At 70.7% G+C, this 26,630-nt stretch carries 30 protein-coding genes and 2 pseudogenes; 20 read left to right on the forward strand and 12 right to left on the reverse strand.

Features of this window, described 5'->3' with window-relative positions; translation table 11 throughout:
- The first annotated feature begins 293 nt into the window (after positions 1 to 293).
- Positions 294 to 2,894 carry a rifamycin-inactivating phosphotransferase gene (gene rph / locus AB0F82_RS31070; RefSeq protein WP_362633436.1) on the forward strand — a complete coding sequence of 867 codons (2,601 nt, stop codon included), beginning with the start codon at positions 294 to 296 and terminating at the stop codon, positions 2,892 to 2,894.
- A gap of 786 nt (positions 2,895 to 3,680) precedes the next feature.
- On the opposite strand, the gene AB0F82_RS31075 is transcribed toward rph, so the two are convergent.
- On the reverse strand, positions 3,681 to 4,289 hold the full coding sequence (locus AB0F82_RS31075; RefSeq protein ID WP_362633439.1) for a GPP34 family phosphoprotein: 609 nt from the start codon (positions 4,287 to 4,289) through the stop codon (positions 3,681 to 3,683).
- A 633-nt stretch (positions 4,290 to 4,922) separates the two neighbouring features.
- On the opposite strand from AB0F82_RS31075, the gene AB0F82_RS31080 reads away from it, so the two are divergent.
- Positions 4,923 to 6,266 (forward strand): hypothetical protein, encoded by a 1,344-nt coding sequence (locus tag AB0F82_RS31080; RefSeq protein ID WP_362633442.1) that lies wholly within the window; start codon positions 4,923 to 4,925, stop codon positions 6,264 to 6,266.
- A 416-nt stretch (positions 6,267 to 6,682) separates the two neighbouring features.
- On the opposite strand, the gene AB0F82_RS31085 is transcribed toward AB0F82_RS31080, so the two are convergent.
- Positions 6,683 to 6,898, reverse strand: coding sequence for a DUF4190 domain-containing protein (locus AB0F82_RS31085; protein ID WP_362633445.1), 216 nt, complete (start codon positions 6,896 to 6,898; stop codon positions 6,683 to 6,685).
- 74 nt (positions 6,899 to 6,972) lie between these two features.
- A complete protein-coding gene (locus tag AB0F82_RS31090) occupies positions 6,973 to 7,164 on the reverse strand; it encodes a hypothetical protein (protein ID WP_362633448.1) in 192 nt (63 codons plus the stop codon).
- Positions 7,165 to 7,263: 99 nt separating this feature from the next.
- On the opposite strand from AB0F82_RS31090, the gene AB0F82_RS31095 reads away from it, so the two are divergent.
- Positions 7,264 to 7,887, forward strand: a complete 624-nt coding sequence (locus AB0F82_RS31095; RefSeq protein WP_362633451.1) for a TetR family transcriptional regulator — start codon at positions 7,264 to 7,266, stop codon at positions 7,885 to 7,887.
- A 132-nt stretch (positions 7,888 to 8,019) separates the two neighbouring features.
- Here the strand turns inward: AB0F82_RS31095 and AB0F82_RS31100 are convergent, their stop codons facing one another.
- Positions 8,020 to 9,063 carry an aldo/keto reductase gene (locus AB0F82_RS31100; RefSeq protein WP_362633572.1) on the reverse strand — a complete coding sequence of 348 codons (1,044 nt, stop codon included), beginning with the start codon at positions 9,061 to 9,063 and terminating at the stop codon, positions 8,020 to 8,022.
- A 247-nt stretch (positions 9,064 to 9,310) separates the two neighbouring features.
- On the opposite strand from AB0F82_RS31100, the gene AB0F82_RS31105 reads away from it, so the two are divergent.
- From AB0F82_RS31105 to AB0F82_RS31155, 11 genes are all read left to right on the forward strand, one after another.
- Positions 9,311 to 9,607, forward strand: a complete 297-nt coding sequence (locus AB0F82_RS31105) for a gas vesicle protein (RefSeq protein ID WP_362633454.1) — start codon at positions 9,311 to 9,313, stop codon at positions 9,605 to 9,607.
- A gap of 79 nt (positions 9,608 to 9,686) precedes the next feature.
- Entirely contained in the window at positions 9,687 to 10,124 is a 438-nt protein-coding gene (locus AB0F82_RS31110) for a gas vesicle structural protein GvpA (RefSeq protein WP_362633456.1), read from the forward strand.
- Positions 10,125 to 10,127: 3 nt separating this feature from the next.
- Positions 10,128 to 10,841 (forward strand): GvpL/GvpF family gas vesicle protein, encoded by a 714-nt coding sequence (locus AB0F82_RS31115; RefSeq protein ID WP_362633459.1) that lies wholly within the window; start codon positions 10,128 to 10,130, stop codon positions 10,839 to 10,841.
- Between the two features lie 45 nt (positions 10,842 to 10,886).
- Positions 10,887 to 11,144, forward strand: coding sequence for a gas vesicle protein GvpG (locus AB0F82_RS31120; protein WP_362633462.1), 258 nt, complete (start codon positions 10,887 to 10,889; stop codon positions 11,142 to 11,144).
- Between the two features lie 40 nt (positions 11,145 to 11,184).
- Entirely contained in the window at positions 11,185 to 11,817 is a 633-nt protein-coding gene (locus tag AB0F82_RS31125; protein WP_362633465.1) for a hypothetical protein, read from the forward strand.
- The gene (locus tag AB0F82_RS31130; protein ID WP_362633468.1) at positions 11,810 to 12,946 is read left to right on the forward strand and encodes an SRPBCC family protein; all 1,137 of its coding nucleotides are present in this window, start codon (positions 11,810 to 11,812) and stop codon (positions 12,944 to 12,946) included. The genes AB0F82_RS31125 and AB0F82_RS31130 overlap by 8 nt, the downstream gene beginning before the upstream one ends.
- Before the next feature lie 40 nt (positions 12,947 to 12,986).
- Positions 12,987 to 13,418, forward strand: coding sequence for a gas vesicle protein (locus tag AB0F82_RS31135; RefSeq protein ID WP_362633471.1), 432 nt, complete (start codon positions 12,987 to 12,989; stop codon positions 13,416 to 13,418).
- On the forward strand, positions 13,415 to 14,320 hold the full coding sequence (locus AB0F82_RS31140; RefSeq protein WP_362633474.1) for a GvpL/GvpF family gas vesicle protein: 906 nt from the start codon (positions 13,415 to 13,417) through the stop codon (positions 14,318 to 14,320). The genes AB0F82_RS31135 and AB0F82_RS31140 overlap by 4 nt, the downstream gene beginning before the upstream one ends.
- Positions 14,317 to 14,595 (forward strand): gas vesicle protein, encoded by a 279-nt coding sequence (locus tag AB0F82_RS31145; protein WP_362633477.1) that lies wholly within the window; start codon positions 14,317 to 14,319, stop codon positions 14,593 to 14,595. The genes AB0F82_RS31140 and AB0F82_RS31145 overlap by 4 nt, the downstream gene beginning before the upstream one ends.
- Positions 14,532 to 14,924: a gas vesicle protein K gene (locus AB0F82_RS31150; RefSeq protein ID WP_436842201.1), complete on the forward strand. Its 393-nt coding sequence runs from the start codon at positions 14,532 to 14,534 to the stop codon at positions 14,922 to 14,924. The genes AB0F82_RS31145 and AB0F82_RS31150 overlap by 64 nt, the downstream gene beginning before the upstream one ends.
- Before the next feature lie 70 nt (positions 14,925 to 14,994).
- Positions 14,995 to 15,429 (forward strand): hypothetical protein, encoded by a 435-nt coding sequence (locus tag AB0F82_RS31155; protein WP_362633483.1) that lies wholly within the window; start codon positions 14,995 to 14,997, stop codon positions 15,427 to 15,429.
- Positions 15,430 to 15,680: 251 nt separating this feature from the next.
- Here the strand turns inward: AB0F82_RS31155 and AB0F82_RS31160 are convergent, their stop codons facing one another.
- Positions 15,681 to 16,049, reverse strand: a complete 369-nt coding sequence (locus tag AB0F82_RS31160; RefSeq protein ID WP_362633485.1) for a hypothetical protein — start codon at positions 16,047 to 16,049, stop codon at positions 15,681 to 15,683.
- 161 nt (positions 16,050 to 16,210) lie between these two features.
- Between AB0F82_RS31160 and AB0F82_RS31165 the strand changes: the two are divergent.
- A pseudogene (locus tag AB0F82_RS31165) lies at positions 16,211 to 17,252 on the forward strand (IS701 family transposase).
- A 24-nt stretch (positions 17,253 to 17,276) separates the two neighbouring features.
- Here AB0F82_RS31165 and AB0F82_RS31170 read toward each other — a convergent pair.
- The 4 genes from AB0F82_RS31170 to AB0F82_RS31185 all read right to left on the reverse strand — a co-directional run bounded on the left by AB0F82_RS31170 (position 17,277) and on the right by AB0F82_RS31185 (position 20,691).
- A complete protein-coding gene (locus AB0F82_RS31170; protein ID WP_362633488.1) occupies positions 17,277 to 17,627 on the reverse strand; it encodes a PRC-barrel domain containing protein in 351 nt (116 codons plus the stop codon).
- Positions 17,628 to 17,667: 40 nt separating this feature from the next.
- A complete protein-coding gene (locus tag AB0F82_RS31175) occupies positions 17,668 to 18,024 on the reverse strand; it encodes an SsgA family sporulation/cell division regulator (RefSeq protein ID WP_362633491.1) in 357 nt (118 codons plus the stop codon).
- A gap of 217 nt (positions 18,025 to 18,241) precedes the next feature.
- The gene (locus AB0F82_RS31180; protein ID WP_362633494.1) at positions 18,242 to 19,141 is read right to left on the reverse strand and encodes a hypothetical protein; all 900 of its coding nucleotides are present in this window, start codon (positions 19,139 to 19,141) and stop codon (positions 18,242 to 18,244) included.
- Positions 19,142 to 19,326: 185 nt separating this feature from the next.
- A complete protein-coding gene (locus tag AB0F82_RS31185; protein WP_362633497.1) occupies positions 19,327 to 20,691 on the reverse strand; it encodes an NAD(P)/FAD-dependent oxidoreductase in 1,365 nt (454 codons plus the stop codon).
- Between the two features lie 327 nt (positions 20,692 to 21,018).
- On the opposite strand from AB0F82_RS31185, the gene AB0F82_RS31190 reads away from it, so the two are divergent.
- The 3 genes from AB0F82_RS31190 (at position 21,019) to AB0F82_RS31200 (ending at position 23,220) form a co-directional block, all read left to right on the forward strand.
- Positions 21,019 to 21,363: a hypothetical protein gene (locus AB0F82_RS31190; protein ID WP_362633500.1), complete on the forward strand. Its 345-nt coding sequence runs from the start codon at positions 21,019 to 21,021 to the stop codon at positions 21,361 to 21,363.
- 632 nt (positions 21,364 to 21,995) lie between these two features.
- Positions 21,996 to 22,199: a cold-shock protein gene (locus tag AB0F82_RS31195; protein ID WP_030832902.1), complete on the forward strand. Its 204-nt coding sequence runs from the start codon at positions 21,996 to 21,998 to the stop codon at positions 22,197 to 22,199.
- Between the two features lie 694 nt (positions 22,200 to 22,893).
- Positions 22,894 to 23,220 carry an STAS domain-containing protein gene (locus tag AB0F82_RS31200; protein WP_362633505.1) on the forward strand — a complete coding sequence of 109 codons (327 nt, stop codon included), beginning with the start codon at positions 22,894 to 22,896 and terminating at the stop codon, positions 23,218 to 23,220.
- A gap of 90 nt (positions 23,221 to 23,310) precedes the next feature.
- Here the strand turns inward: AB0F82_RS31200 and AB0F82_RS31205 are convergent, their stop codons facing one another.
- Positions 23,311 to 23,718 carry a hypothetical protein gene (locus AB0F82_RS31205; RefSeq protein ID WP_362633508.1) on the reverse strand — a complete coding sequence of 136 codons (408 nt, stop codon included), beginning with the start codon at positions 23,716 to 23,718 and terminating at the stop codon, positions 23,311 to 23,313.
- 691 nt (positions 23,719 to 24,409) lie between these two features.
- Between AB0F82_RS31205 and AB0F82_RS31210 the strand changes: the two genes are divergently transcribed.
- On the forward strand, positions 24,410 to 24,601 hold the full coding sequence (locus AB0F82_RS31210; protein WP_362633511.1) for an alpha/beta fold hydrolase: 192 nt from the start codon (positions 24,410 to 24,412) through the stop codon (positions 24,599 to 24,601).
- 8 nt (positions 24,602 to 24,609) lie between these two features.
- On the opposite strand, the gene AB0F82_RS31215 is transcribed toward AB0F82_RS31210, so the two are convergent.
- On the reverse strand, positions 24,610 to 25,041 hold the full coding sequence (locus AB0F82_RS31215; RefSeq protein WP_362633514.1) for a VOC family protein: 432 nt from the start codon (positions 25,039 to 25,041) through the stop codon (positions 24,610 to 24,612).
- Between the two features lie 183 nt (positions 25,042 to 25,224).
- On the opposite strand from AB0F82_RS31215, the pseudogene AB0F82_RS31220 reads away from it, so the two are divergent.
- Positions 25,225 to 25,661 (forward strand): annotated as a pseudogene (locus tag AB0F82_RS31220) (phosphatase); the annotation flags it as partial.
- 166 nt (positions 25,662 to 25,827) lie between these two features.
- Here the strand turns inward: AB0F82_RS31220 and AB0F82_RS31225 are convergent.
- Positions 25,828 to 26,469: a ScbR family autoregulator-binding transcription factor gene (locus AB0F82_RS31225; RefSeq protein WP_362633517.1), complete on the reverse strand. Its 642-nt coding sequence runs from the start codon at positions 26,467 to 26,469 to the stop codon at positions 25,828 to 25,830.
- Between the last annotated feature and the right edge of the window lie 161 nt (positions 26,470 to 26,630).

Below are 26,630 nucleotides of genomic sequence, written 5' to 3' on the forward strand. Positions count from 1 at the left end.
AGCTACGGCGTCCGGTACCGCTCCATGGCTTGCTGCCAACGCCTGTTGACCTCCTGCGGCCGTTGGTGGCCGCGCTCCACCGATGTTCTGGACCGACGGGTCGGCCTCGTCCGCGCGGCCTCGGCCGGGTTCCACCAGGGCGGCCGGGGTTCGCGGGGGCCGGAAACGACAAAGGCAAGGAGAGCACTCTCCTTGCCGCTCTCAACTTATAGCGCGACCGGGGGCTTGCCGCAAGGCCCCGGCCAGGGCGCAGAATCGTCGACCCGAGCCATGACCGCCTTGGAGGCACCGCAGTGAACGAGCAGTACGTGTGGGACCTTCACCAGGTGGACGAGACCCAGGTCGCGCTCGTCGGCGGCAAGGGCGCACACCTCGGCGCGCTGTCGCGCATCGAAGGGGTCCGCGTGCCGGGTGGTTTCTGCGTGACGACGGAGGCCTTCCGGCGGATCATCGAGCAGGCGCCCCCGGTCGGCGATCTGCTCGATCGGTTGTCGCGCGTGACAGCGGACGACCGGGAAGCGACCCGCACGCTCAGCGCGCAGATCCGCCGGACCATCGAAGGAACCGCCGTCCCGGACGACCTCGCGGCGGCGATCACCCGTGCACTCGCCCGGTCCGGCGCACGGGCCGCCTACGCCGTGCGCTCCAGCGCGACGGCGGAGGACCTGCCGACGGCCTCCTTCGCAGGCCAGCAGGACACGTACCTCAACGTCGTGGGCACGCCGGCGGTGCTCCGGCACATCAGCCGGTGCTGGGCCTCGCTGTTCACCGAGCGCGCCGTGGCCTACCGCCAACGCAGCGGCATCGACCACCGCACGGTCCACATGGCCGTGGTCGTGCAGCGGATGGCCTTCCCGCACGCGGCCGGCATCCTCTTCACGGCCGACCCCCTCACGGGCAACCGGAAGGTAGCCACCGTGGACGCCGGATTCGGCCTCGGCGAGGCACTCGTCTCCGGCCTGGTGAACCCGGACGTCTTCACCGTGCGCGACGGCAAGGTCGTCGCCCGGGCGATCGCCGCCAAACAGCGCGCCCTGACCGCCCTGCCGGGCGGTGGCACGCACGCAGTGGCGATCGACGCACAGCGCCAGGAGGAACCGGCGCTGACGGATGCGCAGGCCGTACGGCTGGTCGAGCTCGGGCGGCGGATCGAGGCGCACTTCGGCCGCCCCCAGGACATCGAATGGTGCCTGGTGGACGACGACTTCCGGATCGTGCAGAGCCGGCCGATCACGACGCTGTTCCCCGTCCCGGAGCGCGGCGACCGGGACAACCACGTCTACGTCTCCGTCGGCCACGGGCAGATGATGACCGACCCCCTGAAGCCGCTGGGGTTCTCCATGTGGCAGCTGACGGCCATGGTGCCGATGCACGAGGCCGGCGGGCGGCTGTTCGTGGACGTCACCCCGCGCCTGGCCTCACCCGCGAGCCGCGCAGCCCTCCTGGACGCCCTCGGGAAGGGCGATCCGCTGGTCCGGGACGCCCTGCAGACGGTCCTCGACCGCGGGGACTTCGTACCGTCGCTCCCGGACCCGGGCCCCGGCGGGCCGCCGCCCGCAGGCGCGTCCGACCCGATCGAGACCGATCCGGCCGTCGTCACCGACCTCATCGAGCGCAGCCGGGTCTCACTCGCCGCCCTGGAGCGCGACATCCGGACGAAGAGCGGACCGGCGCTGTTCGACTTCCTGCTGGAGGCCTTCGAGGAGCACAAGCGCATCCTCGGCGATCCGCTGAACATCCAGGCGATCATGGCGGGCATGGAGGCCACGCGGTGGCTCAACGACAAGCTGGGCGAGTGGCTGAGAGAGAAGAATGCGGCCGACACGCTGACGCTGTCCGCCCCCGGCAACGTCACCTCGGAGATGGGGCTGGCCCTGCTCGACGTCGCGGACGTCATCCGCCCGCTGCCGGAGGTGGTGGCGTTCCTGCGGGGCGTGCGGGACGACGGCTTCCTGGACGAGCTGGTGAAGCTCGCGGGCGGGCCCGAGGCGCGTGACGCCATCGAGGCCTACCTCGACCGGTACGGCATGCGCTGCGTCGGCGAGATCGACATCACCAGGCCGCGCTGGCGCGAACACCCCAGCACGCTGGTGCCCGTGATCCTCGACCACGTGCGCAACTTCGAGCCGGGCGCTGCCGGACGACGTTTCGAGCTGGGGCGGCAGAAGGCCCGACAGAAGGAACAGGACGTGCTGTCACGCCTGCGCGCCCTGCCGGACGGGGACCGGAAGGCCGACGAGACCCAGCGGATGATCCACCGGGTCCGCACCTTCATCGGGTACCGGGAGTATCCCAAGTACGCCATCATCAGCCGCTACTTCGTCTACAAGCAGGCCCTGACGGCGGAGGCCGAACGCCTCGTGCGGGCGGGTGTGCTCGCCGAGCGGGAGGACGCCTTCTACCTCACCTTCCAGGAACTCCACGAGGTCGTGCGCTCCGGCCGGCCGGCCGAGGCGCAGCTCGTCCAGCAGCGCAAGGAGGCGTTCCGGTCCTACCACGCGCTCACCCCGCCCCGGGTCCTCACCTCGGACGGTGAGGCCCTCACCGGGGCGTACCGCCGGGACGACGTCCCCGCGGGCGCGCTGGTCGGCGTACCGGTCTCGGGCGGGACCGTCGAGGGACGGGCCCGCGTCGTCCTCGACATGGCGGAGGCCGATCTCGAAGCGGGCGACATCCTGGTCACGGCCTTCACCGACCCCAGCTGGTCGCCGCTGTTCGTCGGGATCGCGGGCCTGGTGACCGATGTGGGGGGCCTGATGACCCATGGCGCGGTCATCGCCCGGGAATACGGCCTGCCGGCCGTCGTGGGCGTGGAGCGGGCCACCCGGCTCATCCGGGACGGTCAGCGGATCCGCGTGCACGGCACCGACGGGTACGTCGAGATCCTGCCCTGACCGACCGACCCCCATCGACCCCAACGACCCCAACGGCCCCAACGGCCCCAACGGCCCCATCGGGCATCTCGCCACACCGGCCACATCGGCCGCGCCGGCACACCGCGTCCGCGCGTAAGGGGCGAGCGCGCGGGCAGCCCGCCCTAAGGTCCGGTCCGCCGAGTAATGGTCCGGCCGTCGGCGGGCAACCGTACCCCTGGGACCGGGAGCAGGGGAGGTGCAGGTGGCCGGGAACGAACTGACACCGCAAGAGACGGCGGTATGGGACCAGCTGCTCGCCGAGCTGGAGGGCGGCCGGGCACGGGCCGACCGGCGCATGTGGTGGGCGGCCTGCCGTCAGCTCCTCATGGCGGTCATGTTGCCGGCCGCGCTCATCATGCTCGTGGCAGGCAGCTTGGCCGGGTCTGAGCCTCTGGCCTGGAGCGGGGTGATCGCCTGGGTGGGTGCCGTCCTGATCGTCTCCCACCACCATGGACACGGCCCTCGACTCCCCATGCGCCGGCAGCCCGGCGCAGCTGGATACCCTTACCCGTGCCGGCAGGAGCCGGCGGCTCGCCCAGGCCCCGCCGGCACCGGAGACGACCCGCGGCCGGCGTGACGCGGTGTCCAGGGGACCAGCTGTCCAAGGGCTGTCCCGTAATCCCCGGCGGGCGCACGACGACAGCCACGGCACCTCGCCGCGTTGTCGGAACGCCCGGATACGCCCAGTATCAGCATGCTCCTCCGCCTTGCGATGCACCGCGTCTGACGCCGCGCGCTGATCCACCGGGGATTGCGGGACAGCCCTTAGGGGACCCGCCACACATTGGCGAAGGCCGCGTTCTCGATGGAACGCCGCTGGCGCACGGCCTCCAGTTCCATCACCGCGTCGTTGACCGCAGCCAGCACGGTCGTCACCGCTTCGCCACTCGTGCCGGCATCGTCCAGGGGGGCTTCACCGCGGCGGATGCCGATGGCCGCGGCGAGGGCCCGGAGCACGGGTTCGTCCTCCTGCCAGCGGCTTCGTGCCGAACGCCGGGCGGGCGTGTCGACAAGCTCCATGCGCTCGGCCCCGAAGTTCAGGCGCCCGCGCCGCGCACGCGCCAGCAGACCCTCCTCCTCGAACGCGGCCTGGTAGGCCGCTGCCAGGTCACGGCCCCTGCGCCACAGCCAGTCCTCGACGCTCTCGTACGGCAGCTGCCGTACGAGAGCCGAGGCCGCTGCGACGAGCAGCCGGTCGTCCAGGTCCAACCGGGGGCCCGGCACGATGAGCTCCTCGTCCAGGCCGATGGCCCCGGCCCTGAGGAGGTCGACCAGTTCGGCGCCCGCGAGGGACAGGGACAGGTCACCCTGTCCCACGGAGCGCTCCGGCTGGGGCTCCAGAGCAATGGTGAACAGGTCTCTTGCCGTGGTCATGTACGGCTCCCTCGTCGTCGCCCGCACCCGCGTCCCGTCCCGTCGCGGGTCGGGGTGAGCGCCAAGTATCGCTCAACCACGGCCCGCTCTCCCTCCCTCACCACGTCGGAGCCGTGGTGTTGTGTCCGGGGCGGGGCGGATCGCAGGTGGGCACCAACCACCGAAGGCCCGGCCCCAGGAGTCGGGCCGGGCCCCGGGAGCGATCGCCTCCCGCCTGCCGGAGACGAAGTAGGGGGAGAGGGCCGCGAACAAATGCGGCTCGCCGGCTGCCCGGGGAGGACCGGCTCTGCAGGTGATGCCGAGGCCCGCCCCGCAATCGGGTCGCGCAGACGCGGGGGGACCTCAGCGCCGCCGCCGTGGCCCCCGGCGCGTGCAAGGGACCGACCGTGCGCGCGGTCAGAGCTCGGGAGTCAGGAGGGTCAGGCGTAGGGCTGACGCAAGGGCCGGCTGCGAAAGGGGAGCGGGCGACCGGCCGTCAGGCGGCCCGGGGCCAGGAGGCGACCCTACCCGGGCTCCCACTGCACACGAGGGCAAGGCGCCTGCACCCGCGCCTGCCCCTCGGGGCATACCGCCGAGCAGGTCGGAGCAGTGACACTCGGCGTTCCCAGTCCATGTCGCAAGAGGGGATGCCGCATGCGGGCGCAGCACACCGGTGACGAGCAGCGCAAGGGCCCGCAGCGCCCGGGAGCCGCACAGCCCGTGCGGCAGCCCCGGTCCGGCGGTGCGACGACCGCGGAGCCGATGCTGCAACTCCAGCGCCTCGCCGGGAACGCGGTGGTGTCCCGCATCATCGAGGAACAGCGCCACGCGCACACCGCGGACTGCGGCCACACACCCCCCGTCCAGGACACGGCACCGCCCTCGGGCCCCGCACCTGCCATCCAGCGCATGGAGCAGGAGGAACTGCACCAGCACCCCCCGGGCCCCGCGCTGCGGGTCCGCGGCCCCCGCAACTCCCGGGCCCGCGACCGCACTCCGCACGCGCTGACGCCGGACGAATGGCAGAGCCTGCCGCAGCCCAGCCGGGACGCCGCCAACAAGCAGCGCGTGGCCGTCGACGCGGACCCGCAGACTCTTCAGGAAACCGACCAACGGCTCCACTACAACCTGGGCAACATCCGCAGGCTCGCGCCGGGCGTTCCCCTGACGGCCGGACGCAACGAGGTGCTGGAGGGCATCGGTCGCGCCGACCCGCAGACCCGGGGCCACTGGAACCGCCAGGACGCGCGCGACGCACAGCTCGGCCGCGACGCCCGAGCCACCCGCGATGCGTACACGGAGACCGCCGAGGACCGGCAGCAGCGCCACCGGACCGTGGAGGACACCCTGGCCGGCGCCGACTCCCAGGACGCGATGGGCGACCTGCGCGCACTGCTGGAGCAGTTCGAAGGCGTGGCCATCGGCGGCACCCACTCCGGGGCACGCATCTGGCAGTTCCTGTGCACGCACATGGAGGAGATCCGGGCCGCCGGCGTGAGCACCCTCTACCTGGAGAGCATCCGCGACGACGGATACCAGTCACACGTCGACGCATACCTCGCCAGCGGGACCATGAGCGACGACCTGCAGACATTCGTCACCCGCTACGACAGCAACATGAACCTGGGCACGACCGGACTGGGAGCCGTGCTGGAGGCCGCCCGGGAGCACAACATCCGCGTCAAGGGCCTCGACGGCCGCCCGGCCCGCCGCCCCACGATGTCGGCAACCGCCCTCTACCAGCGCGTCGCCGCCATGAACACCTACGCCACCCAGGCCGTCGCCAACGACCGGCGCCGCCCGTCGGCGAGCGGCGGCTACCTCATGGAACTGGGCAGCGCCCACACCGGCATGTACCAGGGCCCGCCGGAGAACGCCTCCGTGCACGGGGCACAGTTCCAGGCGGGCGAGGGCTTCCCCGGCGTGGACGACCTCCTGGGCATCCCGGCGGTCGGCTACCAGGACGACGACCGCTTCCGCCGCCTCCCCAACTCCTGACGCCGGCCGTGGGTGTGGAAAAGGCAGCCGTGCTCCTCTGCGATGCGCTCCGAACGGTGCCGGGCCTCCACGAGCTGTAGCGTCAACACGGCCCGCTCGCGGTCCGTGGCCGGCCGCAGCTGCGCCACGTTGGGATCGACCACTGCCCCCATGAGGGCGCCCATGCCCCGTAGGGTGCCCACCGTCGCGTTTGCCTTACTGATGGCTGCGGGATGACTGCCGAGCCGTTCATGTACTTTGCCCAGGTCGCCCGGCTCGGCCGCCCCCCGCGGCATCCCTGCTGAGGTGCGCGCAGTGCGCACCGCACGCCGCAACCCGAACCCCGTTGAGTAGTTCAGACGGTGACGTGGTGGACGAAATGCCGCGGAGGGCGGGACGGGCACCGCTGCGTGAAGCGGCCGGAGTCGCCCAGGCGGTCAGGTCAGGCTCCAGGACCAGGTGCCGTCGGCGGTGACGAGGCAGACGAGGACCAGGACGTCGGTGATGCCCAGGGCGATGGCCAGGCGGGCGCGGCCGGGGCGGGTGGTGCGGCGGTACAGGGCGAGGGTGCCGAGGACCACGGCCACGGGGCCGAGCAGCAGGTTCATCACGAGCAGCCCCACCAGGCCGAGCACGAACGCGGTGACGGCCATCGCGTCGGCGTCGCGGGTACGGCTCCGGCTACGGTTACGCGTATCCGTGCCGGTACGGGGTCGGGTGCGCGGCGTCATCGCAGCCCCCCACGATCGTGGTGGGGCAGTGCGCTCCGGCGCCGGCCCGACAGTCGTTCGCGGGCGGCGAAGAGGCCGAGCCACAGGGCGATGGCGAGACCGATGGCCGCGCCGACGGGTACGGGGAGGTGGACCACGGCGCCGAGGACGACGCCGAGCACCAGCAGTGCGCCTACGAGGAAGAGCACGAGAGGTCCTTCCTTTCGGGTAACAGTTGTTCACTGACTACCCGGTTCAGTCGGGGTCATGCTGGCGGCGCACGAGTGTGACGCGGTTGACTGCGCGTCATGAGTCCGTCCACGGGGGTCCGCGAGACCCAGCGCCGCCGCACCCGCCGCGCCCTGCTCGACGCGGCCCTGTCGGTGTTGGAGGAGCGCAGCCTGGGCAGTCTCGGCCTCAGGGAGGTCACCCGGGCCGCGGGTGTCGCCCCCACCGCCTTCTACCGGCACTTCCGGGACATGGACGAGCTGGGGACGGCGCTGGTCGAGGAAGCACTGGCCAGTCTCCACACGACCGTGCGCGGCGTCCTCGCCACCACCGGCGACCCCGACCGGCGCGGCGAGGCCGCGGTGCGCCTCGTCGCCGAACTGGTCCGCACCCGGCCCGCGCACGTCCGTTTCCTGGTCCGCGAGCGCCACGGCGGCGTCGCGGCGGTACGAGAGGCGATATCGGAACAACTGGACGTGTTCGCCGAGGAGACAGGGGCCGCCCTCGCGGCCGATCCCGTGAGTGCGGGCTGGGCCGGGCAGGATGTGACGATGCTGTCGCGGCTGCTGGTGGACCACATGTTCATGACGGCCTCCGCGTTCCTCGCCGCCTCCCTGCGCGGCGAGGACTGGACGGCCGCCACCCGCACGGCCCTCGGCCAGCTCCGCCTCATCCACCTCGGGCGTGTGCACTGGCCGGGGTGATCCGGACGGACCTCCATCACCCGTCCCGCAAGCCGGCACCGCGCGGCTTCCGGTTCGGCTCCATCGCCCGCCCGCCTCATCAGCCGCCCCGCCCCGCCCCGCCCCGGCCTGGGGCCGGGCGCATGCCCCGCCTCAGCGGTCGCCGGCGGCTCGCCGGCGCAGGGCCGGATCGGTCAGCGCGACCGGCCGCCAGGCGCCGTCCGGCTGGTACAGGTTGGTGCCCGGCGGCACGATCTCGTCGATCCGGCCCAGCACCGCGTCGTCCGGCACCACGGCAACCCCCTTCAGCAGGGACTCCAACTGCTCCATGGTCCGCGGCCCGACGATCACGGAGGTGACCGCCGGGTGCACCAGCGGGAACGCAACCGCCAGCTCCGGCAGTGTGCAGCCGAACTCGGCCGCCAGATCCATCAGTTCACCGGCCGCTTCGAGCTTCGCCGCGTTCCCCGGTAGCGCGGGATCGAAGCGCGCCGGCGTCAGCGCCGCACGGCCGCGGCTCAGGTCGACCTCCCGCCCGGACCGGTACTTCCCGCTCAGGAACCCCGACGCCAGCGGACTCCACGTCAGCACCCCCATCCCGTACCGCCGGGCCACCGGCAGCACGTCCTTCTCCACCCCGCGCGCCAGGAGCGAGTACGGCGGCTGCTCGGTCCGGAACCGGGCCAGGCCCCGCCGTTCGGACACGTGGTGCGCCTCGGCGATCTCCTCGGCCGGGAAGGTGGAACAGCCGAAGGCCCGTATCTTGCCCGCCCGCACCAGGTCGCCCAGCACACCCAGGGTCTCCTCGATGTCCGTCCGCGGGTCCGGCCGGTGCACCTGGTAGAGGTCGATCACATCGGTACCCAGCCGGGTCAGGCTGTCCTCGACCGCCCGGGTCAGCCAGCGCCGGGAGTTGCCGCCGCGGTTGCGCCCCTCACCCATCGGGAAGTGGCCCTTGGTCGCGAGCACCACGTCCTCGCGCCGCCTCCCGCGCAACGCCTTGCCCACGATGGTCTCGGACTCGCCGGCCGAGTACATGTCGGCGGTGTCCACGAAGTTGATACCGGCGTCCAGAGCCGCGTGGATGATCCGTACGCAGTCGTCGTGGTCGGGGTTCCCGACCGCCCCGAACATCATCGTGCCCAGACACTGCACACTCACTTCGAGCCCGGTACCGCCCAAGAACCTGTATCGCATCGTCATGGCGGCCGACCTTACGAGTTGGAGCGCACTCCAGCGCAACCCCCACCCGGCACCGACCCGACCGGGAAAACCGGCACGACCGCCGAACCGGCCGGCCTCCAAGGGGCCCGACGCCGCTCCTGCCCGATCAACCTGATGGTCCGTCATGCATACGCTCGGAAGTGGCGGGCAGGCGAACGTGAGTCCAGACGGCGCCGGAACACCACAGCAGAGCCGTCTTCCATGCCTCACAGGCGGGAACATGAGCGCGACAGACGACGAAACGCAAGAGACGACCAAAAGACTCGACATCGCCACAGCGATACGCCTCGCCTCCGAGCAGCTCTCGGAGCTCCTCCGGTGCGAACCCGGTTCCGTTTCAAAGGTGAAGGCCACCGAAGACGGCTGGACGGCGGAGGTGGAGATCGTCGAACTGGAGAAGATCCCGGACACGATGAGCGTGATGGCCTCGTACCGCGTCGCGCTCGACACCGACGGCCGGCTCGTGGAGTACGAGCGCACACGGCGCTACGCCCGCGGCCAGATCGACCGCCGCTGAGGCGGCGGCGCCGGCCCTCCCCAGGAGGGAGCCGGGCGCCAACACGCGTCGCAAGACGCACAATTGGAAGGAGTTCACCGTGACACTCGTCCAACAGAGCAGTGCAACGAGCGGCGGAAGCGGCTCGGGAAACCTCTACGACGTACTGGAACTGATCCTCGACAGGGGCCTCGTGATCGACGCGTTCGTCCGCGTCTCCCTGGTCGGGATCGAAATCCTCAAGATCGATGTCCGCGTGGTCGTCGCCAGCGTGGACACCTACCTCCGCTTCGCCGAGGCGTGCAACCGGCTCGATCTGGAATCCGGGCGGAAGGCACCCACGCAGCTCACCGACATCGTCGGCGACATGACCGAGAACGGCGCGAAGGGGAAGTCGAAGGGCGCCCTGACCGGCGCCGTCGAGGCGATCACGGACTCCCTGCAGAGCAAGCGCGAGGAGTCCGAGGAAGAGCCCCGCAAGCGGCCGGCGCGCAAGTCGGCGTCCAGCCGCACGTCCGCCGCCCGACGGGAGGAGTAACAGGTGCCCACCTACATCTACGCCATCACCGCCAAGGACCACCCCCTGCGCCTGGACGACCTCCAGGGTGTGGGCGAGCAGACGCCACCTCTGCGGACGGTCCGCGCCGGCGACATCGCCGCGGTCGTCAGCGACGCTCCAGAAGGCCTGCGTGCCAAGCGCCGTGACGTGCTGGCACACGAGGCGGTCCTGGAGGCGCTGATGGCGGACGGAGCGACACTGCCCATGCGCTTCGGTCTGCTCGGCCCGGACGACGACCACGTGGCGCAAGCCCTGGAGCAGGACGGGCCCGCATACCGCAGCCGCCTGGCCGAGCTCGCCGGACATGTCGAGTTCAACCTCAAGGCGGCCCGCGACGAACAGGACCTCCTGCTCGAAATCGTGTCCGAGTCGGACCAGATCAGGGAACTCAACGAACGCACCAGGTCGGGATCCGCCGGGCAGGACGACCGCATCGCCCTCGGCGAGCTCGTCGCGGGCCAGGTGGCCGAGCGCAACAACGAACAGGCCCAGAAGACCCTGGAGAGGCTGCTGCCGGCCGCGGCCCGCGTCTCGCGTGCCGAGCCGGGTGCCAGCCATTTCCTCAACGCCTCCTTCCTCGTCGCGGCGGAGTCCGCGGAGGAGTTCGTCCGGGCGGTACGCGAGGAGGCGGACCGCCGGGGCGAGACCTACACCTTCACCCTGACCGGTCCGCTGCCGCCGTACAGCTTCGTGTGACAGGTACGCCGGCACGCACGGCGAACGCAGGAAGGAGGCCGGGACGTGGGGCTCATCACCACAATCCTGACCCTGCCGATCGCACCGCTGCGCGGCACGGCCTGGGTGGTCGACCAGGTGCTGGTCGCCGCGGAGCGTGAGTACTACGACCCCGGGCCCGTGCGGGCACAGCTGGCGGCGCTCGTGGACGACCTGGCCAACGGCCGCGTGGACGCTGCCGAGTTCGACCGGCGGGAGGACGCCCTCCTGGACCGCCTCGACGAAATCGAGGCCTACCGAAGCCAGACGGGAAGCGGCTCATGACGAAACAGAGTGATCAAGCAAGGCGGAACGAGGTACACCGGTGATACCGAAGAACGCCACGACGGCAGCCGTGCTCGTCGGGGGTTACCTCCTGGGGCGGACGAGGAAGGCCAAGATGGCCATCGGGGTGGGAATGTTCCTCGCCGGCCGCAGGCTGGACCTCGACCCCCGGCGACTGGGAAAGGTGCTGGCCGCCTCGCCCGTGACGGGTGCCCTGAGCGAGCAGATCCGCAGAGAGCTGTTCGAGGCGACGAAGTCGGCCGCGGCACAGGCCCTCAGCCAGCGTGCCGCAGGCCTCGCCGACTCACTGCAGCAGCGCACGCGGGCCCTCAGCCGCGACGACGCCTCCGAAGCCGACGACGCCCCGGAAACCGACGACACCTCGGAAGCCGACGCTGATGACGGTGCCGAAGCGCGCAAGAGGGACGACGAACCCGCGGACGACGGCGCGGAGCGAGCAGACGGCGACGCCGGCGACAGCCGGCAGAAGCGGAAACGGTCCCCGGCTGCGGCCAAGACCGCAGGCAAGAAGAGCACCGGCCGCGCCCCCTCACCCAGCAGCTCCTCCGGCGGCTCCTCCGGCAGGTCGACAGCAGCCCGCAAGCGTACGAGCACCCCCAGGAAGTCCACGGCCTCCCGTACGCGCAAGAGCAAGGGGGACAGCGATGAGTGACTCGGCCCTCAGCAAGATCAAGAACGACGTGGTGGGAAACCCGGCCACCGACCGGCTGAAGGACGAACTCCGCCGCTACCTCACGGCCCGTGCCGAGGACGCCGTCACCCGGCTCGGGGAGCGCCTCGGCGCCCACGTCGCCCGGCTGGCCGAGCCCGGCGCCGCGAAAGGAAGCCTCGCGAAGGGTCTCGCCGAGGGGGGCAAGGCCCTCGGCGAGGGCAAGTCCCCCGCGCGGGCCGCGCTCGCGGCGGGGACGTCCGCCGTCAAGGACACCCTGAAGGAGAAGGCCCAGAGCCTTGTCGGTGGTGGCCGCACGTCCGGTGGCGGCACCTCGAAGAGCGTGACGATCGTCGAGGACATCGATGTCGGTGTCCCCGTACGCGAGGCGTACGACCAATGGACGCAGTTCCAGGAGTTCAGTACCTTCGCCAAGGGTGTCGTCAGCGTCGAGACGGCGGACGACACGACCACCAACTGGAAGGTGAAGGTCGCCAAGTCGACCCGCAGCTGGCAGGCGAACGTCACCGAGCAGATCCCGGACGAGCGCATCGCCTGGACCACCCACGGCGCGAAGGGAACGGTCCGGGGAGTGGTGACCTTCCACCCCATCACCGACGACCTCACCCGCGTTCTGCTCGTCCTGGAGTACTTCCCCAAGGGCCTGTTCGAGAAGACGGGCAACCTGTGGCGTGCGCAGGGCAGGCGTGCCCGGCTGGACCTCAAGCTCTACCGCAAGTTCCTGATGCTGCGGGGAGAGGCGACCGACGGCTGGCGGGGCGAGATCCGGGACGGCGAGGTCGTCATCGGTCACGACGAAGCGGTCAGGGAGGAGGACCGGGCCGAGGGCCGGGCGGAGGACTTCCCGGACCAGGACGCAGACCCCGAGGGCGGATTCGAGGACGACGAGTACGACGAGCCCGTCGATGACGATCCCGTCGACGAGGAGTTCGACGAGGAGGCCGAGGAGGACCCGGAGTACGAGGCTGAGGCCGAGACCCCCGACGGGGCCGCCACGGACGAACAGGACTCCGACTTCGACGAGGACGACGACGAGCCGCCCGCTGCGCAGGACCCCCGGCCGCGCGGATCCGGCCGCCGTACCCGTCGTCGCACTCCCGTCGGCAGCTGACCCGTAACAACAGAGCACACCAGAGAACAGGGGCGCCACCGTGTCCGAGTCCTTCGCAGGACGCCTTCCGGCCGCACCGCACGCCGCAGTGCCGAGTCACCAGCAGGGATCTTCCGCGAACCTCGCGGACATCCTGGAACGGGTGCTCGACAAGGGCATCGTCATCGCCGGAGACATCCAGATCAACCTGCTCGACATCGAGCTGCTGACCATCAAGCTCCGCCTGCTGGTCGCCTCGGTCGACAAGGCGAAGGAGATGGGCATCGACTGGTGGGAGCACGACCCCTCGCTCTCCTCCGGCGCCCGCCCGTCCCGCCACGTCGGCGGCGGGGGCGGGGGCGGCAGCCGGGAGGAGCTCCTCGCCGACGAGAACGAGCGCCTGCGCGCCGAACTCGTACGCCTGCGCTCCGGGGACGTGCAGGACCAGCAGCCTCCGGCGGACACCCGCGAGCGGAGGGAGGAGGCGCGATGAGCGCACAGGACCAACAGGACCAGACGAGCAAGGCCGCCGGCGCCCCCACCTGCGAGACCGGGGCCCGAGCCGTGGGGGAGCGGGCCACCGCCGGCTCCCAGATGGCCTACGTGTACGGGGTCGGCCGGGACGAGGAGAAGTTTCGCGCTCTCGCCCGTGCGGCGAACGGCGTCGACGGCCACGACGTGGGAACCGTCGCCGCGGGCGGCCTCGTCGCGCTGGTGTCGGCCGTGCCGGCCGACGCCTTCGACGAGACCGCGTTGCAGCACCGTCTGGGGGATCTCGGCAGGCTGGAGGAGCTGGCCCGGGCCCACCACGCCGTGGTGGACGCCGCGTTCGGCGAGGCGGTGTTCCTCCCCCTCCGGCTGGCCACGGTCTATCTCGACGAGGCCCGTGTGGCCGACATGCTCCTCGATCAACGCCACCGGTTCGCCGAACTGCTGGCGTGGCTCGACGGCCACGTCGAGCTCGGAGTGAAGGTCCACGTCGATCCGGACGCCGCGGCCGCAGCGCGGGCCACCCCGAAAACGTCCGCCGAACCGCTCGCGCCCAGCCCGGGCCGAGCGTACCTGCAGCAGCGCAGGCAGAAGCGGCACAGCATCGAGGACCTCTACCGTGCCGCCGGCGCGGTCGCGGACGAGGTCGCGCACGCGGCGCGGACGCTCGCGACGGCAGCTGTCGTGCACCGCCCCCAGCAGGGCGAGCTGTCCGGGCGGCACGGGATCAACATCGCCAACCACGCGTATCTGGTGCCCGCCGACGCCGAAGAGCGCTTCCGCCAGGCAGTACAGGCGGCGACGCGGCCGGCAGCCGGGGTACAGGTGGAGGTGACCGGTCCCTGGGCCCCGTACTCCTTCGCGACTCCCGCGGCGGACCCGGGCCCGGACGGGGCGCCGCGATGAGCACCCCCTTCCCGAACGACCCCTCCCCCGAGGCGCAGTCGCCAGAACGGCTGTCCGGCCCACCGGTGGCACTCATCGATCTGTTGGACCGCCTGCTGACCGGCGGCGCCGTCCTGACCGGAGACCTGGTCCTCTCGATCGCCGATGTGGACCTGGTCCACATCAACCTGCGTGCGGTCATCCGCTCGATCACCGGCGACGAGCCCGGTCCCTGGGCGGGGACCTCCCGCCCCGACGCCCCGTTCCCCGACCGCGCCACAGCGCCAAGGAGGTGACCGAGGTGGAAGACCCGCATGCCGTCGCCGGGGGCAGCGCCGTGGCACAGCGGCTCTCCGTCGACCCCGACACCGTGGAACGCGACCTGATCAAGCTCGTGCTCACCATTGTCGAGCTGCTGCGCCAGCTGATGGAACGCACTGCCGTACACCGCGTCGACCAGGGCGATCTCGCCGAGGACGAGGAAGAGCGCATCGGCATGACGCTGATGATCCTGCACGAGCGGATGGAAGAACTGTGCGAGCGGTACGGCCTGACCATGGACGATCTCAATCTGGATCTGGGCCCCTTGGGGTCGCTCCTTCCCCGTGAATTCCGCAACCCGTGAACCGGCCCGCAGACCCTTTCGGTGGGACGCTCCCCGTTTCACCGGACCAAAACAGGCAAGAAGGAATGTCATGACTGAATCGAACGGAAGTGCCAAGACCTCTGCCAGTACCACCTCCGGCAAGTCGCCCGCCAAGCGTGCAGCGTCGACCGCCAAACGGGCCCAGTCGCAGGCCGCCACAGCGACAAGCGACACCGCAACTTCTGCCCGCGAGGCCAAGGAGACGGCGACGGCGGGCCTGCAGTCCGCGGGTGAAGCCACGAAGAACGCCGGCCGCGCCGTCGCCAGCGGCCTGCAGACGGGCCAGAAGGCCGTGACGGCGAACGCCGCCAAGGCAGCCACCGCGGCCACGGCCGCATGGACGGTCGTCAAGAACAGGAAGGCGATCGCTGCCGGTGCGGCCGCAGGCCTCGTCGGCGTCGCCGGCGCGGCGTTCGCCGTCGGCCGTTCCACGGCCAAGCCCCAGGTCGGCCCGCTCACCAAGCTCATGGGCGGCCGCATCTGACGAAAGCTCAGGCCTGGCCCACGGCTGACGCCTACCGATCCGCTCCGTCCCCCGGAGCGGATCGGCGTCGTTTCGCCTCACGGCCTTAGGTCGTGTCGTCAAAGTCCCGCCTGGTCAACGCTACTTTGACGACACTCCCTAGTACTCCAGCCGTAGATCGTGATCTCAGCCCGCGGGGCCGCCCCGGAGGCGGGTGGACGCAACGATATGGTTTTGACCTCGTGCAGATGTCCGAGGTCATACCCGGCGGGTCAACGGAGACGCATCCAAGCCGGCGAGTCGACGCCTGCGAACTTGTTCCAGGCCAGGCAGTGCGCCTGGGAATCTGGACCGAGGTCATCCCAGACCGTCCGCAGTTCGAACCCGTTGTCCCAGGCGTTGAGCAGTGCCTCGAGGAAGCCGGTGGCGACCAGTGCCCCATCTGCCTCGGTGCCGTCCGTCAGCACCTGCTCGAGAAGATTCAGCACTTGCCTGCGCTGATCGTGTGTCAGTTCCGATGCGTGGGCGGCGAACACGTTGCCGAACTCAGCCAGCAGGAGGGTCGGTGGGAGATCGTCATCGACGATGACCAGCTCATCGCTGACCGCCAGGAGATCGTGCCACCACGGGGGCATCGTCATCGTTGTCCTCCTGGCACTCAGCCATAGTTCGTGATCTGGCCGCGGGGCCGCTGCGGAGACGGGGACGGGTTGATCATCGGTGCGTGAATACAGATGATCACACAGTGGCCGCAGGTCACAGCGTAGACCCTGCCCGCTGGCAGGAGTCGTTCGAGGGCCTGATGGGCCGGATCGCGGGACGGTTCGCGCGGGTCGAACCCCGACGGCCAGTGCGGCAGTTGGTACTCGGCCTGTTGGCAGACCTGCCTCGCAAGAACTGCTGGACCATCTCCGAGTGGGCGGGGGAAGCCACTCCGGACGGCATGCAGCACCTGCTCGGCCGGGCCAAGTGGGACGCCGACCAGGTACGCGATGACATGCGTGGCTACGTGGTGGAGCACCTGCACGATGACCAGGCGGTGCTGGTGGTCGATGAGACCGGCGACGTGAAGAAGGGGGTGGATACTGTCGGCGTCCAGCGTCGGTACACCGGCACTGCCGGCAGGATCGAAAACGCCCAGGTTGCTGTCTACCTGGTCTACGCAGGTCGGAGCGGGCACGCCGCGGTGGATCGGGAACTCTACGTTCCGCGCTTCTGGTCCTCGGATGCCTACCGCTGCCGCGCCGCGGGCCTCGCGGAGGAGGCGTCCTTCGCCACCAAGCCGGAACTGGCCGCCCGTATGGTCACCCGGTTCCTGGATGCCGGCCATCGGGTCGCATGGGTTGCGGGTGACGAGGTCTACGGCGGCAACCCAAAGCTGCGAACCCCGACCCGGCAACCGCCACCTGCTGATCCGTCGAAACCGCAGCAGCGGCGAACTCGCCTACGACCGCTGCTACTCGCCCGAACCGGTGCCGCTCGCCGAGTCGGTGCGCGTCGCTGGATCAAGGTGGCGAGTGGAGGAGTTCTTCCAGTCCGGCAAGGGCCTGGCCGCACTGGACGAGCATCAGGTCCGCCGCTACACGTCCTGGTCCCGCTGGGTCACCCTCGCCATGCTCGCGCACGCCTTCCTCGCCGTCGTCCGCGCGGACGAACACGCCCACCACCCCGCACCCGACACCCTCATAACGCTCACTTGCAACGAGATCCAGCGCCTGTTCATCGCGCTCGTCGCCCAACCCGCCCACGACATCGTCCACCGACTCGGCTGGTCCGACTGGCGACGCCGTCACCAGGCGCGATCGCAGGCCAGCCACTTTCGGCGACAAGCCACGCAAGGATGAAGATCACGATCTACGGCTGCAGTACTAGCAGGGGCCGGCCTTCCAGTAGTAGTCCACGATGTCCTCCCGGTACTCCCGGTCGCCACGGTGCTGGTCCGGCAGGAACTGAGGCGCGTCCTCCACCTGCCCCCTGCTCAGGCTCAGGTGGAGCGTGCGCCCGGCACGGTCGATCCGCGTCACCGCGCCCGCCGGAATCAGCAGCTTCCCGAAGATCCATCCTCCCGCGTCCACCACCAGGAACGCGTTGCCCGTCTCGTCGGAATGCTCGTCCACTTCGCCGATGTGGCCGTCAACGGCCTCCACCTGCCATCCGGTCAGGTCGATGCCGGCCAGCTGACCGCACGACGGCCCAAAGCTCCACGGGTCCTCCGCCATCACCGCTACTCCTCTGCTTCTGCATCCGATGGGTTGGACCTCAGCGGGCCAGGAACTCCTCAAGAAGCCTGTCGAGATCGAGGAACTCCTCTCCATCGCCCACCACGGCGTAACTCCGGTCCAGGAACGCTTTCAGCGCACCGACATCCGCACAGAGCACAGCATGTCCTTCTCGGCCATCACCATGACTGCGCAGGCCGATACGGATTTCGGCGCCGCCCGTCCCCCTGTGGGGGCGGAAGGTGACGTCTCCTTCACCCACCGGCCGACGTACCCCCTCGGCCAGCATCTGCCGGTCGAACTGCCAGGAAGCCAGGACGGCCAGACCGTCGAAGAAGTCCGCCTGAACCGCGTAGGGATTGTCAGCGGAATACGAGAACCGGACGAAGAGCGGCACAGCCCCCTCCTCCGTCTCAAGACGGACAGCGACCAGACTGGACACACAGGACATGGGGAAGCCTCCGAAGTGGGCGGTACGGTGCGCTCCTCGTGTGCCCTCTTCGGCCGTACTCACTCCGGCGTGACCCCATGCCCTGAGCCGTGTGCTGCCGGCCGGGCTCGGGCTGGGCTCGGACCGGGGCCCGAGGGCCCGCCACGGATGCTGTGGTGCTTCTTCACAGCACGCCCCGGCTGTCTTCCACGAGCACCTTCAGCGCTCCCCGGTGTTCCTCGGCACGGGCCGTGGCCGTGCCGCCCATTGCCTGGACCTGGCGCATGGTCCGTGCGAAGAAGTCCCGGCCGGAGGGCACGAGCACGGACAGCTCCAGGTCCTCGTAGTAGGCGAGGAGCGCGCCGTTCGCGACCCGGAGGGTCACGGGGAACTCCTTCCGGTCGGTCCGCCGCAGAAGTTCGGCGTGGGCGCCCGGCCGGTAAGGCATCCAGTGGCCGATGAACGGCATGACCAGGCCGGGTCGGGCCCTCCGCGCGTACTCGACCACCATGGTCTGGAGGTCCTCCCACCACGGCAGCCGCAGACGCAGGGAACCCGTCGCCGTGTACCGCCGCGTCGCACCCGGGATGCGGAGGCAGTCGCCGGACTGCTCCTCCCCCGCCTCCTCCTCGTGCTCGTCCCAGCGATCGTCGGCCTCCAGCAGCTCGACGAGCGCGTGACAGCCCACCGGGCGGTCCGCAACGGATGCGAGACCTCGCAGAGGCCCACCGAGCGACACCAGGTTCCGGTCGTACATGTAGCCCATGTGCCGCTCATGAGCCGTACCGGCCAGGGGCGCGGGTGCGGCCACGCTGATCGCCTTGGGGTTGTAGTCGTTGTCCGGGCGGGGCACGAGTTGCACCACGACGGGCAAGTGCAGGCCCTTCTCGGACCGCCCGCCGACAGCCGCCCTGAAGACGCGCTTCTCCCAGCCCTCTGACAGGGCGGATCGGACGAACGACCGGTACACGTCGTCCGCGTCGTCCCACAGCGCCACACCGAGCGAGAACCCGGGGTCGCCCGCAGGGATCAACAGCATCCTGCTGTCGGGGCTTTCGGCTATCGAGTCGGGGTTCGCGTTCACGGGCACCGTCCTGTCGTACACGTCTTGCGCCCGTCACCCCTGATGGGGCACGGGCGCGGTGACGATACCGAAACGATGCCGGGCCCCGGCACGGGAGTGGGCGAGTGGCCGGGTCGGAGCTCCGACGAGGGGTGTGTGCGCAGGGGGCGGGCTCCTGCTGATGGCGATCTCGCCCGCGCCGGCCGTCAGCCTCCGGCGGCCGCCGTGCGGGCCCGTACCTCCTCCGGGGTGAGGTACTGGTCCGTGTACTCGAAATCGCGCAGCGTCCCCGGCTTGTACGTCTGGAAGCCGGTCCGGACGAAGTCGTCGCCGGCCACGGCGTTCAGGAGCCAGTTCGTCATCACCCGGGTCTTCGCGGCACCGGTGCGCAGCGACGCCCAGTGGTAGCCGCGGGCCACGGCCTGGGCGGGCATGCCGCGCAGGCCGATGCCGAGCGGCCGGGAGACGCCGTCGCGGCCGCCGAGGTCCACCACCAGGCCGAGGTCCTTGTGGACGTAACGACGCAGCGGCGTGCCCCGCAGCGCTGCGATGACGTTGTCGGCGGCGACCCTGCCCTGGCGCTCGGCGTGCTGCGCGGTCGGCGGGCACACCGCACCGTCGCCGCCGCCGGCGAGGTCGGGCACGGCGGCCGCGTCCCCGAGTGCGAACGCGCCGTCCGCGCCCGGCACCCGCAGGTCCGGAGTGACGACGAGCCGGCCGCTCTTCGCCGTCTCGGCGCCCAGGGTGGCGATGAGCGGGCTCGCGGCGACTCCGGCGGTCCAGATGAGGGTGCGGCAGGGCAGCACGCGGCCGTCGGTGAGGGTGACGTCTTCGGGGCCCGCCTTGGCGACCGAGACGCCGAGCGAGACCTGGATGCCGCGGCGGCGCAGCACGTCGAGGGCGGCCAGGCCCAGCCGGTCGCCGAGCTCGGGCATCAGCTTGGGGGCCACGTCCACGAGGTGCCAGGTGATCTCGCGCCGTTCCAGCCGGGGGTAGCGGGCGACGGCGTTCGTGGTGAGCCGCTCCAGGGAGGCGGCCGTCTCGGTGCCCGCGTAGCCGCCGCCCACCACGACGAAGCCGAGTCGTGAAGCGCGTTCCGGCGAGCCCGGTGCGGCGGCGTCGGCCAGGTCGAGCTGGGCGATCACGTGGTCGCGCAGGTGCGCCGCCTCGGCCAGCGTCTTCATGCCGCGGCCGTGCTCCGCCAGGCCCGGGATGTCGAAGGTGCGGGTCACGCTTCCCGGCGCGAGCACCAGGTGGTCGTAGGGCTGGTCCACCAGCTCCCCGGTGATCTTCCGGATGACGCAGACCTTGGCCCGGGTGTCGACGCCCACGGCCCCGCCGGGCACGATCCGGGTGCGGTGACGGCGGCTGCGGCGCAGCGACACCGCCACGGACTGGGGGGTGAGCACCCCGGAGGCCACCTGCGGCAGCAGGGGCAGATAGAGCTGGTAGGAGAACGGAGTGACCAACAGGATCTCCGCCTCCCCGGGTGACAGCGTCCGCTCCAGGCGGCGTACGCAGGCGACGCCGGCGAAGCCCGCGCCGACGACCACGATCCTCGGTCGCGCCATGATGTCCGTCCCTTCTCGGGTGTACGGGTCCCCGAGCACCTTCCCCGCCAGACCGTTCCATGCACACGAAAGGCGGGCCGGACACCGTGGCCCGCCCTGCAGAGGGGCCTGCGGCATCGGTGAACGAGCAGGTCAGTGACGGCCCCACGGCTCCGCATGCGATGTGCGGGCGGGTTTGCACAGCGGGCGGAGGACGTCAAGTCCCGAGGTCCAGGGGCATGACCCGTCACAGGGCTCTCAGGCCCAATGGAGACACGGGCCCGGCACGGGCCCACCGGACAGCCCGGACCGATGGCCCCCCGCCATCCCCACTCAAGGAGACATCCCATGACCCGTACGACCTTGACCCAGCGCCTCGCCCTCCTCGGCGCCTGCGGAGCCCTTGCCGCCGGCGGAGCCCTGCTTCCCTCCACCGCCCTCGCCGCCCCCGCAGCACCGCAGGTGACGGCCGCACAGACGACCCACGAACGCCCGGCCCACGAGGCCCGCACCAAGACAGTGGTGACGACCAAGCTCACGATCAGTCAACGCACCCTGAGTGACGGGCGGGTCAAGGTCGTCGTGGTCAAGACGATCACCAAGATCACCAAGGACCACCACGGCAAGGTCGTCAAGAAGTCGGTCAAGACCACCACAACGGTGAAGGTCCGTCCGGCCCCCGACGACGACTGAGTCGGACAGGAACCGACCGGGCAGGCGGCGCTGTCTTCACGCGCCGCCTGTTCCCGCGCCCGTCCCCCGCGGACCCGCCACCGCCTGGCCTCCGTGACGTCAGCGGTGCAGGAGCAGCTGAGGCCGTGGGCCAGGCCTTCCTGGGGCTTGCGGAGGACTGCCACCACCGTCTCCGTCACAGGACGACGGTCACCGAAGGACCGTACGCGCGCACGGGCGACCGGCCGCGGCCGGCTGGCCGGCGCGGTTGAGACGGAGAGGCAGCACCGTCCTCTGGACGGCTGCCGCGGCGTTGCGGACGCATCCGGACCCGCTGCACCGACTGTTCGGAGCCGAGGTGCTACGGCTGACCCATCTGTTCGACGACCGTGATGAGGACCCCCTCGCCGATCCTGCCCCGGACATCTTCACCGACTGGTCGGCCGAGGAGACGGACCCCGACGTCCTCATCGAGGTGCTGGTCGCTCTCGGAGAACACATCGACCTGGCGCTCACGCTGGGTGGACCCGGCAGGGACCGTGCCCGCTCGTCTCGTTCACTCCTGAGTGGTGTTTCGCCTGTAAGGGGTGGGGGAGTATCGGGTTGCTGCCGGCCGCGGAGTTCGCGGGCGGGGTGGATCGGGAAGGTGTGTCATGGCTCAGGGGACTGTGAAGTGGTTCAACGCGGAGAAGGGGTTCGGGTTCATTTCGCCGGATGACGGTACTCCGGACGTGTTCGTGCATTTCTCCGAGATCGATGCGTCCGGGTTCCGGTCGCTTGAGGAGAACCAGCGGGTGGAGTTCACCACTGGCCAGGGGCCCAAGGGTCCCCAGGCGCAGCAGGTCCGCCCCATCTGACGCTTTCTCGCCTGACCGCTGCCGCGGAACCCGACCCCGAGCCTGGCCCGGCCTCTGCGCCCTACGACCCCTACGGCCAGTCGCGGAGTTCAGGGTGTGCCGGCGGACCACTGCTGACCGCGGTCCGCCGGTACGACCCGCGCTCACGGTCGCGCCCGGCCGACGCCGAGGTCGGCGTACGAATCGGAGCTGCGCCGTGCCCAGGGAATGTCCCAGAGGGAATGTCCCAGGTGCGGCCCTCAATGCTGGGGCGGGAGAGAACGGGCAGAGGCTCGGGGATTGTTTCGATGAGGTGGATCAGCTGCCGATGTCGGATCCGGCAAGTCGGGGGGACCGCCATGGTGCTCCGCGCCGTGCCGTGCCGCGTTGCCGGTCAACGTTGCCGAGCCGGTCGCGCAGTACAACGCACAGGACGCGGGGCCGCGGCCCGACGGCGTACCCCGCCGGACGAGCCGGTCCGTGACGTCCAGGCTGCCCTGACCGGGCCGTCTGAGCCCCGCAATCCACCGATAGGGGTAGTCGGCCCGCAAGCGACGTCGAGCCGGAGCGCTCCGATCGAAATCAAGAATCCCTAGAGTCGCACCCCGGCATCGGTAGCCGGCGGCGTGAGGGCGGCAACGGTGGTCCCCGCGTCTGCCCGGGTACGGTCTGGGCCGGCTAAGTCAGAGATCAGGGTTCCGGAAGGATCGAACACGTGGAGCGTCACGAGGAAGAGGTAGGGCCCGGACCGGTCGTGGTCCGTGTGCGGGGGGAGATGGACATCGATCGGGCCCCAGCGCTTCGCATGGAACTGAACGAGGCGATCGCGGCCGCCCCCGGTGCCGTCGATGTGGTGGTGGACCTGACCGCCATGTCCTTCTGCGACTCTTCGGGCCTCAACGCCCTTCTCGGTGCGCGTCGCCATGCCGAGGAGGCCGGTCACCGCCTGCGCCTGGCCGCCCCGTCCCCCCAGGTGATGCGTCTGCTGGAGATGACCGGCGCTGGCGAGGTGTTCACCATCGACCCCGCCCCGCCGGCCTGACCCCTTCGCGGCCGGGCGTCCGGCGGTCAGGGCTTGCGGAGCGGTCGCCTCCGTCACCGGCCGCTCGCCGCTGGCAAACCTCCGATCGCGTCAACTGTCCTTGTCCTGATCGGACGTGAAGCCGCGATCCTGGATCACTGGGAGGGCTTTCTGCGTGGTGCTGATCCAGCCGTCGATGTCGGCACGAGACGACCTGATGGCGCTGATCAGCGCCTCGATCACGGCGAGCTTCGACTCGCCGACGTTCAGTCTGAGTTCCTCCATCGACACTTCTTGGTACGGCATGGCCAGCTGCCACCAGAACCGCATGAGGAAGCGGCATTCCTGCGGGTCACGGTCGTCTGCGAGGCGATCATGAATGACCCTCTGGACGCGCCGCCGCTGCTCGACATCATGGAAGCCGTTGCTGAGGTCAGTAAGGGGCACGTGCGGACCACAGCAATCACGTTCGATCGCCATCGCGGGTACGCACTGCCCGCACCGCGCGATCGTCGCCATCAGCGCCCACCCCGAACCGGACGCCCCAGGACCAGCGAGGCAGATACGCGCGCAGACCGCGGCTGCGGCCGGCCGAGGGGCAGGTGCGGCACGACCGATCCGTCCGAGCCGGGGCCGGCACGCTCCGATGGGCGGGGACGGGGCGTTCGCTCCCGCATCTGACCGCGGTCGTCCGGCTCGCCAGCAGGCGGCCTTCGTCGGCATAGCCGCAGGTCGTTCCGCCTCCCTAGAGCGGGCGATAGGTGCGGTACTTGCCCTTGAGCGACGAGGTCGCTGCATCAGCCACGTCCGCCCCCAGAACTGCTGCACACCGCTCCAAGGCTGTGCGGACCCGCATACCGGGCCGTCCCGCTGCGGCCGTAGTCGATCGTCTCCTGCTCGGGTACCGAGCGCAGCATGGTGACAGCGCGGAGGGCCCCGTCGGTAAGCATGGGCGTCCCGCTGTCCAGGCCCCATCGCAGAGGGACTGAGCTTGCCTCTTCGGCGCCGCGCAGGCGCACGAACGAATCGCCAAGGGCGACACGAGTGGCTGGAACAGCCGGTGATCGTCGTCCCCGAACTCCGCGCGCGCCGTGATCCAGGCCGGCGTAGGGGCCTCCCGGATCCGACGCCCCGCTGCCGCTGCCGGACGCGGAACTGGGGTCCACTTGGACGCCGTTCCGCCCGGTCATGGGCAAGCGGGAGCCTGCTCGTGCACCCGCAGCGCCAGGTGGAGCGCGTACCGCGCCTCGTCCCCGGCACCCGCGCCGAAATCGTCGCCGCCACCGGCCACGGACCGCAGATCGACCACCCCGACCGGGTCAACGCCCGGATGCTCGCCTTGATGGACGACATCGACTTTCGCGGGAGCCGTCCCGGTGAGCGTACGAACGAAGTGGCGTAGCGCGCGGGTCAGCGTTCGCTGAGGTCGGAGGGAGCCTCCTGGACAACCCAGCCGTTGCCGTCGGGGTCGCTGAAGGTGAGGAAGGAGTTCCAGGTGCCGCCCTTGCCCTCCTCCCAGCCCGAAGCGCCGACATGGCGGACGGGGGAGACGGCCACCCCACGCTCGGTGAGGGTCGCGTGGGCGGCTTCGATGTCGGTCACGCACATCTGCAGCCCGTGCAGGGTGCCCGGGGCCATGACCTTCGCGTCGGGCGGCGTGGGCATCCCCTGGAGCAGGGCGACGGAGCAGCGGGAGCCGGGAGGGGTCAGCTGGATGATGCGTACGCCGGGGGCGACCTCGTCGTCGAGATCGACGTTGAAGCCGATCTCCCCGGCGTAGAACTCCTTCGCGCGGTCCATGTCGGTGACGGGGACGGGGACGACTTCGATGGTCCAGTTCACGGGTGTCTCCTCGGTGGGTCGGGGGTCGGGGGTCGGGGGCCGGGGTTGGGGGCCGGCGCCTGGGCGGGTCCCCACGGTCGCCGATGACGGCTGGTCGCGCACGTCGAAACGCCCGCAAGGGCCTGACGGGGTTGTTCCGCGAACAGTTGTGAGAAGTTCGTCCTGTTCGATGTCGACGGCACGTTGATCGAGGCCGTGGACAACCAGCGCCGGAGGTGGGCGGAGTGGGGCGCGGCGCCATGGGCTGGATCCCGACGAGGTCCACCGGGTGGCGCTGCGCACCAGGCCGGTGGAGACCTTCGCCGAGGTCGCCCCGGAGCGCGCCCCCGCGGAGTGCCTGGCATTGCTGCGCGAGCGACGAGGACGTGTGCTCGGGCGTGTACGCGGCGTTCGACGGTGCCGCCGGCCTGCTGGAGGCCCTGCCGTCCGGGTCGTGGGCGCTGGTGACCTCGAACTACGAGCACCGGGTGCGCGGGCGGTTCGCCCGGACAGGCCTTCCCGTCCCGCAGGTCGTCGTCGACGGTATGGGGGGCAACGCCCCCGTCGCGGTGGAGGGCATGCACCGCCTCTTCGCGAGCCTCGGCGAAGCGGCCGACGCCATCCTCGCCTTCGCCCGCGGCGCCGGCCCGCGCCCCGACGTCGGTCGGTCGGTCGCCCCAGTAGGACGAGCCGGTGGTGGATTCCGGCAGGGCGGTCTCGGGCACGCCGTGGCGAGCACCCCCGTGGTTCGCCACGGCGTGTGCGAGGCCGTCCTGGTGCGGTGCGGTGCGGTGCGGTGTGGCGCGGTCAGTCGGTGGGGGAGCCGTGCGACCGGGGTGTGCCCGTGGGGTGGAACCGGGTGATTCGGCTCGCGGGGACGATGGTGGGCAGGAGGAAGTTCCACAGGTCCGTGACGCGGGTGTGGAGGTCCTGGCGGCGGGTGCGGACGTGCGAGGTGACCTGGATACCCGTGAACGCGCCGACCAGGAGGGCCGAGAGCGCGTCGACGTCGAGCGTGGGGTGGATGTCACCGACTCGCTGGGCCGGTGTCAGACAGCTGCGGCAGGTGTCGATCCAGACGTCGTAGGGGGTGGGGTCCGGGCTGGTGAAGGAACCGAACTCGATGACCAGGCGGATGCCGGCACGGATGCGGACGTTGGTGCGCAACCCGTGGGCCATCTGGTGGGTCAGGTCGATGACGGTCTGCAGCCCCGGGTTCTCGATCGCCGGAAGGTGCTCCGAGACCTGGAACTGTTCGTCCATCAGCGTACGGGCGAGTGCCTGCTTGGACGGGAAGTGAAAGTAGAGCGCTCCCTTGGTGACTCCGGCGTGCTTGACGACCTCGCTGAGGCTCGTGCCCTCGAACCCGGAGTCGTCGAACGCGATGGCCGCACCGTCGAGGATGGCCTGGCGGGTGATCTCGGCCCGTTCCTGTCTGGCCCTCGCCACGTGGGTCGTCCTCCCGGGTCGCTTTCGGCACGGTGTCCGCTGGGGTGTGCCGTCAATGTAATCGGGTGACCTGAAAGAAAACCAGTCGGCAGGTACTTTCTTATGAGAACGGGGAGGCGTTCGTGCTGTTGTGGGGCTCTTTGCGTGGTGTCTCAGGTCGG

Origin of the sequence: Streptomyces virginiae (genome assembly GCF_040638905.1) — a bacterium.
Classification (GTDB): Bacteria; Actinomycetota; Actinomycetes; order Streptomycetales; family Streptomycetaceae; genus Streptomyces; species Streptomyces virginiae_B.

Bases quoted from the DNA above. Each gene is read 5' to 3' on its own strand.
- AB0F82_RS31170 (WP_362633488.1), bottom strand. From the start codon at position 17,627: ATGGCGGAGGACCCGTGGAGCTTTGGGCCGTCGTGCGGTCAGCTGGCC.
- AB0F82_RS31085 (WP_362633445.1), bottom strand. From the start codon at position 6,898: ATGGCCGTCACCGCGTTCGTGCTCGGCCTGGTGGGGCTGCTCGTGATG.
- AB0F82_RS31185 (WP_362633497.1), bottom strand. From the start codon at position 20,691: ATGGCGCGACCGAGGATCGTGGTCGTCGGCGCGGGCTTCGCCGGCGTC.
- AB0F82_RS31160 (WP_362633485.1), bottom strand. From the start codon at position 16,049: ATGACGATGCCCCCGTGGTGGCACGATCTCCTGGCGGTCAGCGATGAG.
- AB0F82_RS31100 (WP_362633572.1), bottom strand. From the start codon at position 9,063: ATGCGATACAGGTTCTTGGGCGGTACCGGGCTCGAAGTGAGTGTGCAG.
- AB0F82_RS31205 (WP_362633508.1), bottom strand. From the start codon at position 23,718: ATGGCGACGATCGCGCGGTGCGGGCAGTGCGTACCCGCGATGGCGATC.
- AB0F82_RS31075 (WP_362633439.1), bottom strand. From the start codon at position 4,289: ATGACCACGGCAAGAGACCTGTTCACCATTGCTCTGGAGCCCCAGCCG.
- AB0F82_RS31105 (WP_362633454.1), top strand. From the start codon at position 9,311: ATGAGCGCGACAGACGACGAAACGCAAGAGACGACCAAAAGACTCGAC.
- AB0F82_RS31145 (WP_362633477.1), top strand. From the start codon at position 14,317: ATGAGCACCCCCTTCCCGAACGACCCCTCCCCCGAGGCGCAGTCGCCA.
- AB0F82_RS31190 (WP_362633500.1), top strand. From the start codon at position 21,019: ATGACCCGTACGACCTTGACCCAGCGCCTCGCCCTCCTCGGCGCCTGC.
- AB0F82_RS31140 (WP_362633474.1), top strand. From the start codon at position 13,415: ATGAGCGCACAGGACCAACAGGACCAGACGAGCAAGGCCGCCGGCGCC.
- AB0F82_RS31155 (WP_362633483.1), top strand. From the start codon at position 14,995: ATGACTGAATCGAACGGAAGTGCCAAGACCTCTGCCAGTACCACCTCC.
- AB0F82_RS31130 (WP_362633468.1), top strand. From the start codon at position 11,810: ATGAGTGACTCGGCCCTCAGCAAGATCAAGAACGACGTGGTGGGAAAC.
- AB0F82_RS31195 (WP_030832902.1), top strand. From the start codon at position 21,996: ATGGCTCAGGGGACTGTGAAGTGGTTCAACGCGGAGAAGGGGTTCGGG.
- AB0F82_RS31080 (WP_362633442.1), top strand. From the start codon at position 4,923: ATGCGGGCGCAGCACACCGGTGACGAGCAGCGCAAGGGCCCGCAGCGC.
- AB0F82_RS31095 (WP_362633451.1), top strand. From the start codon at position 7,264: ATGAGTCCGTCCACGGGGGTCCGCGAGACCCAGCGCCGCCGCACCCGC.